Raw genomic sequence first — 14,567 nt, forward strand, 5'->3', positions numbered from 1 at the left:
AGGAACATGACGGGCAAGACCGTCGCCACCATCACGTGGCGCGCGCTGCATTGCGAGGGGCAGGACACCTGCCGCCTCGCCCGTGCCGATCATGGCTGGTTACTGGTCGGCCACGCCCGTTTTCACGACGATGACGGTTTCGCCGCGCTGGATTACGTCGTGCGCTGCACCGAGGACTGGCAGACCCTCGACGCCGATATCGCCGGCACCCATGGCGAAAGCGAGGTCCGCCTGCATATCGACCACCGCAACGGGGAATGGCTGCTGAACGAGACACCGCAACCCGGGCTTGAGGACGCCACCGACATCGACCTCAGCTTCACGCCCGCCACCAACCTCATGCCCCTGCGCCGCCTTGCGAAACAGCAGGACGACACCCTGACCACCCGCGCCGCGTGGCTTTACTACCCCGCCGCGACCCTCGCGCCGCTGGATCAGACCTATCAACGTACGCATACGTATGGCGTCATGGAGTACCGCGCCGAACAAACGGATTACAGCACCACGCTCGAGGTCAACGACGCGGGCTTCGTCACCGACTACCCCGACCTCTGGCACGCGGAAGACCAGCATGTTCCGCTTTGACCGCCTTCTCCTCCTGCTGGCCCTCGCGCTCTTCGCCGCGGGCCTCGGCCGTGACAAGCTCGACCAATGGATCACCACCACCGACCTGCCGCCCCTCCTGACACCGCTCTCCACCGAAGTCCGCGACCGCACCGGCACGCTCCTGCGCGTATACACCGTCGAGGAGGGCCGCTGGCGCCTCGGCGCCACGCCCGACGCCGTGGATGCGGGCTATCTCGACATGCTGATCGCCTACGAGGACAAGCGGTTCTACACCCACTCCGGCGTCGACTCCCGCGCCATCCTCCGCGCCACCGTGCAGGCCCTCTGGAACGGCGAAATCGTCTCGGGCGCCTCCACCCTCACCATGCAGGTCGCCCGCCTGCTCGAGGACAGCGGCACCGGACAGCTCAGCGGCAAGCTCCGCCAAGCCCGCGTCGCGCTGGCGTTGGAGCGTCGTCTCACCAAGCGCCAGATCCTGCAACTCTACCTCGAACGCGCCCCTTTCGGCGGCAATATCGAAGGCGTCCGCGCCGCCAGCTACGCGTGGTTCGGCAAGGACCCGCGCCGCCTGACCCCCGCCGAATCCGCCCTCTTGGTGGCCCTGCCCCAATCTCCCGAATCCCGCCGCCCGGACCGCCACCATTTCCAGGCGGCCGAGGCCCGCGCCCGCGTCCTCGCCCGCGCCGAACGCGATGGCTTGCTGACCTCCGGCGCGGTCCAGGCCGCGCTGACCGAGCCGGTCCCCCACGCCCGCCGCGCCTTCCCCTCCCTCGCGCCGCACATGGCCGACCGCGCGCTCTCTGACGATCCCGCCCGCCTGCGTCACGACCTGACGCTCGACGCGCCCTTGCAAGAAGCGCTGGAACGCCTCGCCACACACAGCCTGCGCGACCTGCCCGCCGATGTTTCCATCGCCATGATGATCGCCGACCACCAGACCGGCGACATCCTCGCCTCTGTCGGCTCCGCCACCTATGGCATCGGCGACACGCGCTCCGGCTTCGTCGACATGACCCGCGCCATGCGCTCCCCCGGCTCCACGCTCAAGCCGTTCATATATGCCATGGCCTTCGACCGCGGCCTCGCCCATCCACAGACGCTCATTCACGACCGCCCCGTCGCCTTCGGCACCTACGCGCCGCAGAATTTCGACGGCGCGTTCCGGGGCGAACTGACCGTGGCCGACGCCCTGCGCCAGTCGCTCAACATCCCCGTGGTCCTGCTGCTGGACGAGATCGGCCCCGCCCACCTGCTCGACACCCTGCGCCGCGCCGGCGTGCCCACCGACCTGCCCGGCGACCAGCCCGGCCTAGCCGTTGGCCTCGGCGGGCTCGGCGTGACGCTGGAAGGCCTGACCACCGCCTATGCCATGCTGGCAAATGGCGGCCAGACCCGCCCTCTGAACTGGCGCCAGGACGCGCCACAACATACGCCATCGAATGTTCTAAACCGCGCCGCCTCGTGGCACGTCACCGATATCCTCGCGGGTCTCGCACCGCCCCCCGGGGCGCCCAAGCGCCGCCTCGCCTACAAGACCGGCACCTCCTACGGCCACCGCGACGCCTGGGCCGTGGGGTTCGACGGCCGCCACGTCGCCGCCGTCTGGATCGGCCGCCCCGACGGCACGCCCGTCCCCGGGGCGTTTGGCGGGGACCTCGCCGCGCCCGTCCTTTTCGAGGCGTTCCAGCGCCTGAAACCCAAACCCGACGCCCTGCCGCCGCCCCCGCCCGAGGCGCTTCTCCTGCCCACCGCCCGCCTGCCGCAACCGCTGCGCCGTTTCGCCAGCCGCGACGCGGTGTTTCAACCGTCCGAGGATGCGCCCAAGTTGATCTTCCCCCCCGCCGGCGCCCGCCTGCCCATCCAGGATGGCCGCCTCACGGTCAAACTCCGCGATGGCAAGCCGCCCTTCACCTGGCTCGCCAACGGCACGCCGCAGAAAACCGGCACCCGCCGCCGCGAGGCCGAATTGACCGGCCTCGCCCAAGGCTATTCCAAGCTGTCTGTGATCGACGCGACGGGCCGCTCCAGTAGCGTCACCGTCTGGATCGACTGACGGCCCAATCCGCACCAAGAATTTTCGAAAATCCTTGCCCGATTTCTTGCAAGAAATCGTCCCGAAAAATTGCAATTTTTCGCCGCGGAATTTTGCAAAATTCCGCGGCCGATGTCACATCCGCTCGATGGCTACGGCAATCCCCTGCCCGCCACCAATACACATCGTGATCAGCGCTTTTGTCCCGCCGATCCGCTCCAGCTCGTAAAGCGCCTTTACCACAAGGATCGCTCCCGTCGCGCCCACCGGATGCCCCAGCGCAATCGCGCCGCCATTGGGGTTCACCTTGGCGGTATCCAGCCCCAGCCCCCGGTTCACCGCAATCGCTTGCGCCGCAAACGCCTCGTTCGATTCGATCACGTCGAAAACCCCGGCGCTCAGCCCGGTCTTTTCCAGCAGTCGTTCCACCGCCGGCACCGGTCCGATCCCCATCACCTCGGGGCGCACACCCGCATGAGCATACCCAAACACGCGCGCCTTGGGCTTCAGCCCGGCCTTCTCGGCCGCCTCCGCCCGGGCAAAGACCAGCGCCGCGGCGCCGTCATTGATGCCGCTGGCGTTTCCGGCCGTCACCGTGCCGTCCTTCTGAAACGCCGCACGCAGCCCGGCCAGCCCCTCGGCGGTCGTCGGCTTGGGATGCTCGTCGGTCTCAAACGCCACCATGTCGCGCTTCACCCGAACCTCCACCGGCACGATCTGGCTGGCGAAGCGACCTTCCTCGATGGCCTTCGCCGCCCGGTTCTGACTTTCCAGCGCAAAGGCATCCTGATCTTCGCGGCTGACATCATGCTCGGACGCCACGTTCTCGGCGGTGACGCCCATATGCCCCGTGCCAAAGGGACAGTTCAAAGCCCCCAGCATCATGTCCAGCGTGCGCACGTCGCCCATCTTGGCGCCCCAGCGCTGGTCCGGCACGATGAAAGGCGAACGGCTCATGTTCTCGGCCCCGCCCGCGACGCCGAACTCCGCATCGCCCAGCATCAGCGATTGCACCACCGAGACGACCGCCTGCGCGCCCGACCCGCACAGGCGGTTCACGTTCATCGCCGGCGTGGTCTCGGGAATGTCCGCCTCCATCGCGGCGACCCGGCTCAGGTACATATCGCGCGGCTCGGTGTTGATGACGTGGCCGAACACCACGTGGCCGACCTGCCCCGGCTCCACGCCCGACCGCTCCAGCGCGGCCCTGGTGGCGATGGCCCCCAGCTGCGACGGCGGCGTGCCCGCCAGCGATCCGCCAAAGGTGCCGATGGCCGTGCGCGCACCATCCAGAAGTACGATATCCGTCATGAGAGCCTCCCTCGAAATGTTCGCCTCAGCATCGCGCCTGCGCCTGCACCCTGCAAGCGAAACGTCCCGTCAGCGCACGCTCTCAGGGCGCCATGAACTTGCGCCGCGCCTCCACGGCGATGGCGTAACGCTGCTCGAGGTCTTCTATCAAAGCCATTGCCACGTGCCGCGCCTCTTCCGACTCTGCGGCGCGCCATGTGGCCTTCGCCGCCTCCAGCAGCTTCTTCAGCTTGAATTCTTCCGGCAAGGCGCCGGCCTCGGCCATGATCCGAGCCGCGACCTGCGTGGCCATGTCCACATGTGCCATCCCGGACCGATCCGGCAGCGGCTTGCCCGCGCCCTCCGGCGAATCCAGTTGCCCCTCGGCGATCGCCTTGCGTATCTGCCGCTCGATCAACTGGTTGAATGCGCGGTCCATGCAGCTTCCCTAGTACGGCACCAGGGGCACCGGGCCATCTTCATCCAGGATCCACGCATCCCGCCCCTCGAACACGGCCAGTTGCAAGGGTCGCCCCCAGCCCGTGCCACAATCCAGCGCCACGCGGTTGCCGTGATGCTCGGGCGCATTGACCGGCGTGTGGCCGTGCACCACCAGCTTGCCGTGGTCGCGGGTGTCGTAAAGGAACGGCTCGCGGATCCACATCAGGTCCTCCGGCACCTGGCGCTCCAGCGGCGTGCCCGGCGAAATCCCGGCATGACACAGGAACAGGTCGTCCGTTTCATGGGTGTAGGGCAACGTGCTCAGGAATTGCCTATGCAGCCCCGGCACCTGCTCACGCCAGTCACCGCCATACGCCGGTGTATCCACCCCGTAAGAGGCCAGCGTTTCGCGTCCGCCAAGGTTGCCCTGCATCCACCACTGGAAGCGCCGAGGTTCCATCCGGCCTTCCAGCGCATCAAGAAACAGCTGGTCGTGATTGCCCCGCAGCGCGGTCCAGTTCCGTCCCTCCGCGATCCCGTCGATCAGCGTCTCCAACACGCCCCCGCTGTCCGGCCCGCGGTCGGTGTAATCGCCAAGGAACACCACCTTGGCATCGCGGCCGGCCTGTGCGTCGATCCGCGCCAGCGCGCGGTCCAGTTCAGAGCGATAGCCATGGATGTCGGGGATCACGTAAATCGGTTCGGTCATGGCACATGACTTAATGCACCACGCCCCGGCTGCAAACCCGTCTCAGGCGGCGAAGGCCCCGAACGCCTCTGCCCCGTGATGCACGCGGTAGCTGTCGATGCCGATATCCCCCGACCAGCGCCACAGGGCCACGACGCCCTCGTCGCCGGTCTGGCAGGCATGGGGCAGATAGGTCGAATGATGCACCGAATGCCCGGCCACCATCTCGCGCTGCGCGTCGCCCGCCGTCCACATCGCCCGGCCCGCGATGATCACGTAGGTTTCCACCGCGGCATGGGAATGCAGGCCGTAGCGCGTGTTGGGCCGCTGGTAATAGAGGCCCGCCCGCAGGGTCGGACAATAAAGCGGCGCGTCCGGTCCCATCAGGTCCACGACCGAGAACAGAGCCTCGTCCTCGGGTTTCATCTGGCTGGACACCGGGTTGTGGCCCCAGGGCAGCGTGTCATGCGCCGCCAAGGCCGCCCGTGCCACGGCCAAGGTCGATCCCGCGAGCAATCCGCAGATCGCGCCGGAGTCCCCCGGCGAATCGTTGGTCAGCGGCGCGATTTCGGTCGCCGACAGCAGCGCCGCGGCGGTCTCGGTAGCACAGGCCCGCCCCTCGGCGCGGAACACGGCCGCCATCTCGGACAGGAAAAGCTGGAACGGATCGCGCATCGGAACATCCTCGGTCGAATGCACCTCGCTTAACGCAAACGGGCCGCAACGGCTTTCGCCGCAGCGACCCTTTGAAGGTCGTTTTTGTTGGTGGCCATTTCAGGCAGTGATCCGTCGCGCGGAATCTAGGCGCGGCTTTGCCGCGCCGCCGCGCGATCGCCCACTGACCGAAAGGGGGACCGCCCGTCACGCCGGAGGCGTGCCGACTACGAACGGCGCACCTCTGGTGCGACGGGCTGGCGATTGGCTGACGACAGCACGCCGATTGGAACTTACACGGACACGGCAGCCATAAAGTGCCTTGAACCCACGTCAGGATCGCCACCCCGCGGTCTGGCAATCGCGCGGCTACCATCCAAGAGCCCTCACCCCACATCGAACTCCAGCGCACGGATCTGCTGGAACAGCCCCGTCTGGTGCAGCTTCGCGATCACGTCATCCGGCACCGGCGCATCCACGTACAAGAGCGCAATCGCCTCCTCTCCCGCCTTCGACCGGCCCAGCGTAAAGTTGGCAATGTTCACACCATTGCCGCCCAGCGTCTGGCCCAGCGCGCCGATGATGCCCGGCTCGTCACGGTTCGTCGTATACAACATATGCTGCCCGATCTCGGCGTCGATGTTGATCCCCTTGATCTGGATGAAGCGTGGCTTGCCGTCGCTGAACACCGTCCCGCCGATGGACCGCTCACGCTCCGCCGTCACGACGGTCAGCTTGATATAGCCCTCGAACGCGCCCGACTTGTCCTGCTTGGTGGTCGAGATCTTGATCCCCCTCTCCTTGGCGATGAGCGGCGCCGAGACCATGTTCACCTCCGGGTTCACCGATTTGATGATTCCCGCCACGGCGGCAGAGGTCAGCGCCTCCAGGTTCATCTGACTCACGACACCATCGTAAAGCAGGTTGATCGCCTTGATCGGCTCGTCCGTCATCTGGCCGATGAAATTGCCCAGGTGATCGGCCAGCTTGATCCACGGCCCCATCACCTTGGCTTCCTCGGCGGTCACCGACGGCATGTTGAGCGCGTTCGTCACGGCCCCGGTCAGCAAGTAATCCGACATCTGCTCAGCCACCTGCAACGCAACGTTTTCCTGCGCCTCGCTGGTCGCAGCCCCCAGGTGCGGCGTGCAAACGACGTTGGGCAGACCAAACAGCGGGTTCTCCGTCGCAGGCTCCTCGGCGAATACGTCCAGCGCCGCGCCCGCCACATGCCCCGACTTCAGAAGATCGGCCAAGGCCGCCTCGTCCACCAGCCCGCCACGGGCACAGTTGACGATCCGCACGCCCTTCTTGGTCTTGCCAAGGTTCTCACGGCTCAGGATGTTGCGCGTCGCGTCGATCAGCGGCGTGTGCAGCGTGATGAAATCCGACCGCGCCAGCAGCGTATCGAGGTCCACCTTCTCGGCCCCCTTCTGCGCGATCTTCTCTTCGCTCAGCGTGGGGTCATAGGCGACCACCTTCATCTTCAGCCCCCGCGCCCGCTCGGCCACGACGCCGCCGATATTGCCGATACCGATGATGCCCAGCGTCTTGTTGGTCAGCTCGACCCCCATGAACTTGGACTTTTCCCACTTGCCGGCATGTGTGCTGGCGCTCGCCTCGGGGATCTGCCGCGCCACGGCGAACATCATCGCAATGGCGTGCTCGGCGGTCGTCACCATGTTGCCGAAGGGCGTGTTCATCACGATCACGCCTTTCTTGCTGGCCGCCGCCTTGTCCACATTGTCGGTGCCGATCCCGGCGCGGCCGATGACCTTGAGGTTCTTCGCCGCGTCCAGGATCGTCGGCGTGACCTTGGTGGCCGAGCGGATCGCCAGGCCGTCATAATCGCCGATCACCTCGGCCAGCTTGTCCTTGTCCTTGCCCAGCTCGGGCATGAAATCCACCTCGATCCCCCGGTCGCGGAAGATCTGCACGGCGGTTTCACTCAGCTTGTCGGATACGAGTACTTTGGGAGCCATCTGTCTGGTCCTTCATCTTTGAATTCTGGGAATGGTGGGTTTGAAACCCACCCTACACATCCCGCGTAGGGTGGGGTTTCACCCCACCTCAAACGGTCTCGGACAGCGCCGCGATCTCGGCGTTGAACGCCCATTCGATCCACGGCATCAGCGCGGCCACATCGGCGGTCTCCACCGTGCCCCCGCACCAGATCCGCAGGCCCGGAGGCGCGTCGCGATAGGCGCCCACGTCATAGGCCACGCCCTCGGTCTCCAGCCGTTTGGCCACGGCCTTGGCGAACGCCGCCCCGTCGCTGATCCTATCGTCGGTGAACTTCAGGCAGACGCTCGTGTTCGACGCCGTCGCCGGATCCTTGGCCAGGAATTCGACCCACTCGTGCGTGCCGACGAAATCCGCCACTGCCTTGGTGTTGGCATCCGCCCGCGCCATCAGGCCACTCAACCCGCCGACCGAGCGTGCCCAGTCCAGCGCCAGCAGGTAATCCTCGACCGCCAGCATCGAGGGCGTGTTGATCGTTGCCCCCTCGAAGATGCCCTCGTTCAGCTTGCCACCCTTGGTCAGGCGGAAAATCTTCGGCATGGGCCAAGGCGGCGTATAGCTTTCCAGCCGCTCCACTGCCCGCGGGCTCAGCACCAGCATCCCATGCGCCGCCTCGCCGCCCAGAACCTTCTGCCAACTGAACGTCACCACATCCAGCTTGTCCCACGGCAGGTCCTGCGCAAACGCGGCCGAGGTCGCGTCACAGATTGTCAGACCCTGACGGTCCGCCTTGATCCAGTCGCCGTCCGGCACCCGCACGCCGCTGGTCGTGCCGTTCCAGGTGAAGACCACGTCATTGTCCGTGTCCACGCCGTCCAGATCGACGATCTCGCCATACTCAGCGGTCTTGACCTCGGCCTCCAGCTTCAGCTGCTTGACCGCATCCGTGACCCAGCCCGCACCAAAGCTTTCCCAGGCCAGCATCTCGACCTTGCGTTCGCCCAGAAGGCTCCACATCGCCATCTCGACCGCGCCTGTGTCCGACGCCGGGACGATGCCGACCTTGTAATCGTCAGGAATCCCCAGCACTTCGCGCGTGCCGTCAATCGCGGCCTTCAGCTTGGCCTTGCCCACGGCGGCGCGGTGCGACCGGCCCAGCGGGGCATCGGCAAGCTTGCTAAGGTCGAAAACGGGGGGTTTGGCACAGGGGCCGGAGGAAAAACGCGGATTCGCCGGAACGGCGACAGGTTTCGTGTCCGGCCGCGTGCCGGGTGTCTCAATAGCCATTGCTGCTATCCTTCCAGATAAGCGCCCCTCGTTGGGGAGGGGTGTCCCACCTTTTGGATTACGCTGGCCGCACCGGCCCCGCAAGAGGGAAAATCGCCAAGGCGCGGCGGTTTGCGGTCCGAAAGCGACCCCGGCGGCTATCATCGGAAACTTCGTCAAGAGAGGCTTTCATACTGCGCGAGTGACCCACGAATTGCGCTTAATGGTTGAATCGCACCGCAGCCTGCTTACTTCAATGAAGCTAAACGGGCATCAAAACATCGGCTGAATGAAGACGCCACAGTGGAGATCATTCTGGGGCAATTGATAACCTTCGTGCAGAAACGCGCCGGGACCAGTTTGTCGTCGAGAATCCTTGTATGGACCGTGATCGGGCTATCGTTGATCCTCTGCGGGTTGGCAACGTATATGGCGATACACAACAATATGGCCGCTTACTAGGGCGTTACTTCGCAAGCGGTCCACTGCCCAACGAATCCGTCGACATACGCTGACGACACTCGACCAACGCAGTAGAGATCGCGATGGAGTCGCGCGGCCCCCACCTAGAACCCCGCACCAACCTGCGCTATGCCGCATCCCAAGCGCAAAGCGGAGACGCCCCATGTTCACCACAACCCTCATCGCCCCTCCGGGCACGCTCGACCCGGCACTGGTCGAAAACTTGCGCAACGCTTGGGGCGGGTTCGACGCCCGCTGGCTCGCGCCCGACGAGGCGGCGGAGTTCGGCATGGCCGCGCTCCCCGACAACCAGTGGGAGGTCTGGGACAACCTGCAAACCCTGCGCACCGACCTTGTCGTCCAACCGTCGGAAAACCGCCGCAAGCGCATGCTTCTGGCCGACATGGACAGCACCATGATCTGCCAGGAATGCATCGACGAGCTGGCCGACGAGGCCGGCGTCGGCGCTCATGTGAAAGACATCACCGCCCGCGCCATGAACGGCGAGCTCGACTTCGAAGGCGCCCTTCTGGAACGCGTCGCACTGCTCAAGGACCTCCCCGAAGACGTCATTACCGAGGTCCTCGACACCCGCATCACCCTCATGCCCGGCGGCGCCACCCTGCTGGCCACGATGAAGGCCCACGGGGCCTATACCGCCCTCGTCTCGGGCGGCTTCACCGCCTTCACCTCGCATATCGCCACGCTTCTCGGCTTCGACGAGAACCGCGCCAACACGCTGCTTGTCGAGAACGGCAAGCTCACCGGCGACGTCGCCCGCCCCATCCTCGGGCGCGAGGCCAAGGTGCAGGCGCTCGCCGATATCACCACCCGCCTCAACATCTCGGACATCGACGTGCTGGCGGTGGGCGACGGGGCCAACGACCTCGGCATGCTCGCCCGCGCCGGCAGCGGCGTCGCGCTCCACGCCAAGCCCTCCGTCGCCGCCGAATGCGATCTGCGCATCAACCACGGCGACCTCACCGCGCTGCTCTACCTGCAAGGCTACGACCGCAACGATTTCCAGATCCTGTAGAGTGGGCGAAAGCCCACGCGCACGTCTCGGCGACGAAACCTGGCGCACCCCGTCCCGGGCTCGCCCCGGGACCTCGCCGCCTCTCACCAGTCGCTGACCTGTTCCTCATCCGCCGCATCCCCGCGCGGCGCGTTTACCCGGCCCTCCACTTCACCGGCACCGTTGCCATACCACCCGAATACCGACGCGATACCGACGTCATTTCGGGCCTTCCGGCAGCATTAACCTTCCGATTCGCCAATTCACCTTGTCCCTTCCCCGGCTTGCCCCTACGTTCCTGTTGAAACCTCGGGGTGTCGACCGGCCCAGACACGGCGACTGAGATGCACATAGCAAACCCGTTGAACCTGAACCGGCTGACACCGGCGGAGGGAAGGTCATGCACCCGCATCGCGCCGCCCCTTCTGCCGAAAGGGAGGATGCCATGAAACGCCTTGTTTTCACTGCGGGATGTCTGCTCACCGCCACGTCCGCGATGGCGCAGGACTCAAGCGGGACGCCCGAACTGACCGTCTACACTTATGACAGCTTCGTCGCCGACTGGGGCCCCGGCCCGCAGATCGAAGAGGCGTTCGAGGCCAACTGCAACTGCGACCTCAACCTCGTCGGCGTCGAGGACGGCGCGGCCCTTCTCGCCCGCGTCCGGCTGGAGGGACAGAATACCGATGCCGACATCGTCCTCGGCCTCGACACAAACCTGATCGCCGCGGCCAAGGACACCGGCCTTTTCGCCGAGCACGGCCAGTCCCCGGACCTCGATCTGCCGATCACCTGGGACGACCCGGTTTTCCTGCCCTACGACTGGGGCTATTTCGCCTTCGTCCACGACAAGGACATGGACGCGCCCAGCAATTTCAAGGCTCTGGCCGACAGCGACACCTCCATCGTCATCCAGGATCCGCGCTCTTCCACCCCCGGTCTCGGTCTGCTGATGTGGGTCAAGACCGCCCATGGCGACGAGGCCCCGCAAATCTGGGAGGGGCTTTCGGACAACATCGTCACCGTCACCAAGGGCTGGACCGAAGCCTACGGGCTCTTTCTCGAAGGCGAGGCCGACATGGTGCTCTCCTACACCACATCGCCCGCATACCACCTGATCGCCGAAGAGGACGACAGCAAGACCGCCGCCGCCTTCGACGAGGGCCATTACATGCAGGTGGAAGTGGCCGGAAAACTGGCCTCCACCGACCAACCCGAACTGGCCGACCAGTTCCTCGCGTTCATGCTGACCCAGGACTTCCAGTCCGTTATCCCGACGACCAACTGGATGTACCCCGCCAAGGAGCTCGAGGACGGCCTGCCCCAAGGATTCGACACCCTGATCCAACCGGAGAAATCCCTGCTTCTCAGCGCCGAAGAAGCCGCCGCCACCCGCGATGCCGCGCTCGATGAATGGCTGAACGCGCTCAGCCGCTAAGCGCCAGACCGGGATGGAGCGCCGCCGCCCTCGTGGCGGCGCTCATCTTCGGGGCGCTGCTGGCCGTCGCCCTGCGCGCCGAAACCGGGCGCGGCTTCAACGCCGCCGACTGGGCCGCCCTGCGCTTCACGCTGGTACAGGCCACCCTCTCGGCCTTGTTTTCCGTGCTGCTGGCCATCCCCGTCGCCCGCGCCCTCGCCCGCCGCCGGTTCCGGGGCCGCAGCCTGCTGATCGCCCTTCTGGGCGCGCCGTTCATCCTGCCGGTGATCGTCGCCGTTCTGGGCCTGATCGAGGTCTTCGGCCGTGGCGGCTGGGTCAGCGCGGCCCTGGGCACGCTCGGCCTGCCCCCGGTGCAGATCTACGGGTTGCACGGCGTCGTCCTCGCCCACGTGTTCTTCAACCTGCCCTTGGCCACCCGCCTTGTCCTGCAGGGCTGGCAGGAAATTCCCGCCGAGCGTTTCCGTCTCGCCGCCCTCCTGGGCATCGACGGCTGGTCGATGTTCCGGGTGATCGAACTGCCCATGCTCCTGCGCCTTGTCCCCGGCGCCTTCACCGTGATCTTCGCCATCTGTCTCACCAGCTTTGCCGTCGCGCTCACCCTCGGCGGCGGGCCGCGGGCCACCACGATAGAACTCGCCATTTACCAGGCGTTCAGGTTTGACTTCGATCTTGGGCGGGCCGCACTCCTGTCCGCCGTGCAGCTTGGCCTGACGGTTTTCGCCGGTGGCATCGCCCTCTGGCTGGCGCGCGGCGAAGGGTTCGGCTCCGGTCTCGACCGCGGCTTGCGCCGGTTCGACGGAAAAACGACCACCGCACGGTGCATTGACGCGCTGTTCATAGGTGTCGCGGCAGTCTTCCTGCTCGTGCCGCTCATGGCCATCGCTCTGTCCGGCCTGCCCGGCTTCGCCGACATGCCAGGCCAGGTCTGGACCGCCGCGCTCACCTCGCTCTGGGTCGCGGCGCTCAGTACCGTCCTGCTGCTCTGCATGGCGCTGCCGATGACCACCGCCATCGCGACCGAACGCGGCCGTATGGTGGAAATCGCGGGTCTCCTTGGCCTCGCCGCCTCGCCTCTGGTAATCGGCACGGGGCTCTTCATCGCCATCCGTCCCTACGCTAATCCGCAGGCCTTCGCCCTACCCGTCACGGCGCTCGTCAACGCCATCACCGTCCTGCCCTTCGCCCTGCGCATCCTTGTTCCCCGCGCCCGCGATATCGTGGCGCGCCAAGGCCGCCTTGGCCTCTCGCTCGGCATGGCCGGACTGCCCTTCCTGCGCCATGTCCTGCTGCCCCGCTTGCGCCCGCAGATCGGCTTTGCCGCCGGTCTCGCCGCAGCCCTCTCGATGGGCGATCTCGGCGTCATCACGCTCTTTGCCGACCCCGACGTGGCCACCTTGCCGTTACAGATCTACCGCCTGATGGGCTCCTACCAGATGGAGGCCGCCGCCGCCGCTTCCTTCCTTCTGTTGATCCTGTCCTTCGGGGTCTTCTGGCTGCTTGATCGCGGAGGGCATCGTCATGCTGAAACTTGAGTCCGCCACCATCCGCAACGGCAGCTTCACCCTGACCGCCGACCTCACCGTGCCAGACAGCACAACCATCGCTGTGATCGGCCCCTCTGGCGCGGGCAAGTCCACGCTGATCGAGGGGATCGCGGGCTTCCTGCCCGTCACGCAGGGCCGCATCACGTGGGACGGCACCGACATCACGGGTCACCCACCGGGCTCCCGCCCCGTCGCCATGCTCTTTCAAGAGGACAACCTCTTTCCCCACCTGACGCTCGCGCAGAACGTGGGCCTCGGCCTGTCTCCGAACCTGCGCCTGTCGCAGGGCGACAAGACCCGCGTCACCGCGGCGCTGGAGCGTGTCGGCCTTGCCGGCATGGACACCCGCAAACCCGGCGAGCTGTCCGGTGGCCAGCGCAGCCGTGCCGCCCTTGCCCGCGTCATGCTTCAGGACAAGCCGCTGTTATTGCTGGATGAACCCTTCGCCGCGCTCGGGCCCGCCCTGCGGATGGAAATGCTCGACCTCCTGGCCGAGATCGCGGGAGAAACCGGCGCGACCCTCCTGATGATTTCCCACGCACCAGAGGACGCCCGCCGCATCACGACGCAAGCCATCCTCGTCGCCAACGGCACCGCACATGCACTGCAACCGACCGCCGATCTTCTCGACGATCCGCCGCCGGTCCTGCGCGACTATCTCGGCTCCTGAGCCTTCAATTCAAAGGAAAAAGCGGCACGGGCCTCAGAGAGGTCGGGCACAGATACGATCATCTGGGGAATGTGCCCGCCTGGCGGCCCGTGCCGCGCCCCGGGATTTTATTAAGCGTTCCGGGGTATCAAATGGGGCGTGCGCTCAGGATGGGAAAAACGCGCACGCCCCGGCCGAGTGGCGGCTTATGCCGGGAGGATGCCCGCCTCTTGCCCAGCGGCGATCTCGTCTTCGCTCAGCATGCCATCGGCGTCCGAATCCAGCTGCTCGAACGTGCCGGCCGGTGCTTCGGGCATCGCGGCCTGGAATTCTTCCATCGAGACCATGCCGTCGCCGTCGGTATCCGCATCCAGGGCGAAGGCCATCGCCGGAACGGTCAGGGCAAGCGCGAACGTCGCTGCAGAAAGTGTCTTGGTCATCTTTGGTTTCCCTTTTCTGGGTTTAGGTTGTCCGGGGCGTTGCTGCCCGCGGACCCTCAACATGGGCGCACCATTCCATTCCCGGAAGATCCGTTATCCGACAGGCGGTGATCGCGCGA

Annotated in this window: 13 protein-coding genes and 1 riboswitch; of the genes, 6 read left to right on the forward strand and 7 right to left on the reverse strand. The window is 66.1% G+C overall.

The window, feature by feature from the left end; all coding sequences use genetic code 11:
- Positions 1 to 6 precede the first annotated feature (6 nt).
- Entirely contained in the window at positions 7 to 585 is a 579-nt protein-coding gene (locus C2I35_RS13270; RefSeq protein ID WP_103763549.1) for a putative glycolipid-binding domain-containing protein, read from the forward strand.
- Positions 572 to 2,620 carry a penicillin-binding protein 1C gene (pbpC, locus tag C2I35_RS13275; protein ID WP_103763550.1) on the forward strand — a complete coding sequence of 683 codons (2,049 nt, stop codon included), beginning with the start codon at positions 572 to 574 and terminating at the stop codon, positions 2,618 to 2,620. Before C2I35_RS13270 ends, pbpC begins: the two co-directional genes overlap by 14 nt.
- Positions 2,621 to 2,734: 114 nt before the next feature.
- Here the strand turns inward: pbpC and C2I35_RS13280 are convergent, their stop codons facing one another.
- The 6 genes from C2I35_RS13280 to C2I35_RS13305 all read right to left on the reverse strand — a co-directional run bounded on the left by C2I35_RS13280 (position 2,735) and on the right by C2I35_RS13305 (position 8,921).
- The gene (locus C2I35_RS13280) at positions 2,735 to 3,910 is read right to left on the reverse strand and encodes an acetyl-CoA C-acyltransferase family protein (RefSeq protein WP_103763551.1); all 1,176 of its coding nucleotides are present in this window, start codon (positions 3,908 to 3,910) and stop codon (positions 2,735 to 2,737) included.
- 82 nt (positions 3,911 to 3,992) lie between these two features.
- On the reverse strand, positions 3,993 to 4,328 hold the full coding sequence (locus C2I35_RS13285) for a DnaJ family domain-containing protein (protein ID WP_103763552.1): 336 nt from the start codon (positions 4,326 to 4,328) through the stop codon (positions 3,993 to 3,995).
- 9 nt (positions 4,329 to 4,337) lie between these two features.
- Entirely contained in the window at positions 4,338 to 5,039 is a 702-nt protein-coding gene (locus C2I35_RS13290) for a metallophosphoesterase family protein (protein ID WP_103763553.1), read from the reverse strand.
- 42 nt (positions 5,040 to 5,081) lie between these two features.
- Complete coding sequence (locus C2I35_RS13295) at positions 5,082 to 5,693, reverse strand: dimethylsulfonioproprionate lyase family protein (RefSeq protein ID WP_103763554.1); 612 nt, start codon at positions 5,691 to 5,693, stop codon at positions 5,082 to 5,084.
- A 365-nt stretch (positions 5,694 to 6,058) separates the two neighbouring features.
- Positions 6,059 to 7,654 (reverse strand): phosphoglycerate dehydrogenase, encoded by a 1,596-nt coding sequence (gene serA, locus C2I35_RS13300; protein ID WP_103763555.1) that lies wholly within the window; start codon positions 7,652 to 7,654, stop codon positions 6,059 to 6,061.
- Positions 7,655 to 7,742: 88 nt separating this feature from the next.
- Entirely contained in the window at positions 7,743 to 8,921 is a 1,179-nt protein-coding gene (locus tag C2I35_RS13305; protein WP_103763556.1) for a phosphoserine transaminase, read from the reverse strand.
- Positions 8,922 to 9,525: 604 nt separating this feature from the next.
- On the opposite strand from C2I35_RS13305, the gene serB reads away from it, so the two are divergent.
- From serB to C2I35_RS13325, 4 genes are all read left to right on the forward strand, one after another.
- Positions 9,526 to 10,398 carry a phosphoserine phosphatase SerB gene (gene serB, locus C2I35_RS13310; RefSeq protein WP_103763557.1) on the forward strand — a complete coding sequence of 291 codons (873 nt, stop codon included), beginning with the start codon at positions 9,526 to 9,528 and terminating at the stop codon, positions 10,396 to 10,398.
- A 279-nt stretch (positions 10,399 to 10,677) separates the two neighbouring features.
- Positions 10,678 to 10,789, forward strand: a riboswitch (TPP riboswitch).
- 33 nt (positions 10,790 to 10,822) lie between these two features.
- Complete coding sequence (thiB, locus tag C2I35_RS13315; RefSeq protein ID WP_103763558.1) at positions 10,823 to 11,815, forward strand: thiamine ABC transporter substrate binding subunit; 993 nt, start codon at positions 10,823 to 10,825, stop codon at positions 11,813 to 11,815.
- A complete protein-coding gene (locus tag C2I35_RS13320; RefSeq protein ID WP_103763559.1) occupies positions 11,791 to 13,347 on the forward strand; it encodes a thiamine/thiamine pyrophosphate ABC transporter permease ThiP in 1,557 nt (518 codons plus the stop codon). Before thiB ends, C2I35_RS13320 begins: the two co-directional genes overlap by 25 nt.
- Complete coding sequence (locus tag C2I35_RS13325) at positions 13,334 to 14,029, forward strand: thiamine ABC transporter ATP-binding protein (protein ID WP_103763685.1); 696 nt, start codon at positions 13,334 to 13,336, stop codon at positions 14,027 to 14,029. The genes C2I35_RS13320 and C2I35_RS13325 overlap by 14 nt, the downstream gene beginning before the upstream one ends.
- A 185-nt stretch (positions 14,030 to 14,214) precedes the next feature.
- Here the strand turns inward: C2I35_RS13325 and C2I35_RS13330 are convergent, their stop codons facing one another.
- Complete coding sequence (locus C2I35_RS13330; protein ID WP_103763560.1) at positions 14,215 to 14,448, reverse strand: EF-hand domain-containing protein; 234 nt, start codon at positions 14,446 to 14,448, stop codon at positions 14,215 to 14,217.
- Between the last annotated feature and the right edge of the window lie 119 nt (positions 14,449 to 14,567).

Origin of the sequence: Roseovarius confluentis, from assembly GCF_002917925.1 — a bacterium.
GTDB classification, from domain to species: domain Bacteria; phylum Pseudomonadota; class Alphaproteobacteria; order Rhodobacterales; family Rhodobacteraceae; genus Roseovarius; species Roseovarius confluentis.

Excerpts from the sequence above, each read along its gene's own strand:
- C2I35_RS13270 (WP_103763549.1), top strand. The coding sequence starts at position 7 with ATGACGGGCAAGACCGTCGCCACCATCACGTGGCGCGCGCTGCATTGC.
- pbpC (WP_103763550.1), top strand. The coding sequence starts at position 572 with ATGTTCCGCTTTGACCGCCTTCTCCTCCTGCTGGCCCTCGCGCTCTTC.
- C2I35_RS13280 (WP_103763551.1), bottom strand. The coding sequence starts at position 3,910 with ATGACGGATATCGTACTTCTGGATGGTGCGCGCACGGCCATCGGCACC.
- C2I35_RS13285 (WP_103763552.1), bottom strand. The coding sequence starts at position 4,328 with ATGGACCGCGCATTCAACCAGTTGATCGAGCGGCAGATACGCAAGGCG.
- C2I35_RS13290 (WP_103763553.1), bottom strand. The coding sequence starts at position 5,039 with ATGACCGAACCGATTTACGTGATCCCCGACATCCATGGCTATCGCTCT.
- C2I35_RS13295 (WP_103763554.1), bottom strand. The coding sequence starts at position 5,693 with ATGCGCGATCCGTTCCAGCTTTTCCTGTCCGAGATGGCGGCCGTGTTC.
- serA (WP_103763555.1), bottom strand. The coding sequence starts at position 7,654 with ATGGCTCCCAAAGTACTCGTATCCGACAAGCTGAGTGAAACCGCCGTG.
- C2I35_RS13305 (WP_103763556.1), bottom strand. The coding sequence starts at position 8,921 with ATGGCTATTGAGACACCCGGCACGCGGCCGGACACGAAACCTGTCGCC.
- serB (WP_103763557.1), top strand. The coding sequence starts at position 9,526 with ATGTTCACCACAACCCTCATCGCCCCTCCGGGCACGCTCGACCCGGCA.
- thiB (WP_103763558.1), top strand. The coding sequence starts at position 10,823 with ATGAAACGCCTTGTTTTCACTGCGGGATGTCTGCTCACCGCCACGTCC.
- C2I35_RS13320 (WP_103763559.1), top strand. The coding sequence starts at position 11,791 with ATGGCTGAACGCGCTCAGCCGCTAAGCGCCAGACCGGGATGGAGCGCC.
- C2I35_RS13325 (WP_103763685.1), top strand. The coding sequence starts at position 13,334 with ATGCTGAAACTTGAGTCCGCCACCATCCGCAACGGCAGCTTCACCCTG.
- C2I35_RS13330 (WP_103763560.1), bottom strand. The coding sequence starts at position 14,448 with ATGACCAAGACACTTTCTGCAGCGACGTTCGCGCTTGCCCTGACCGTT.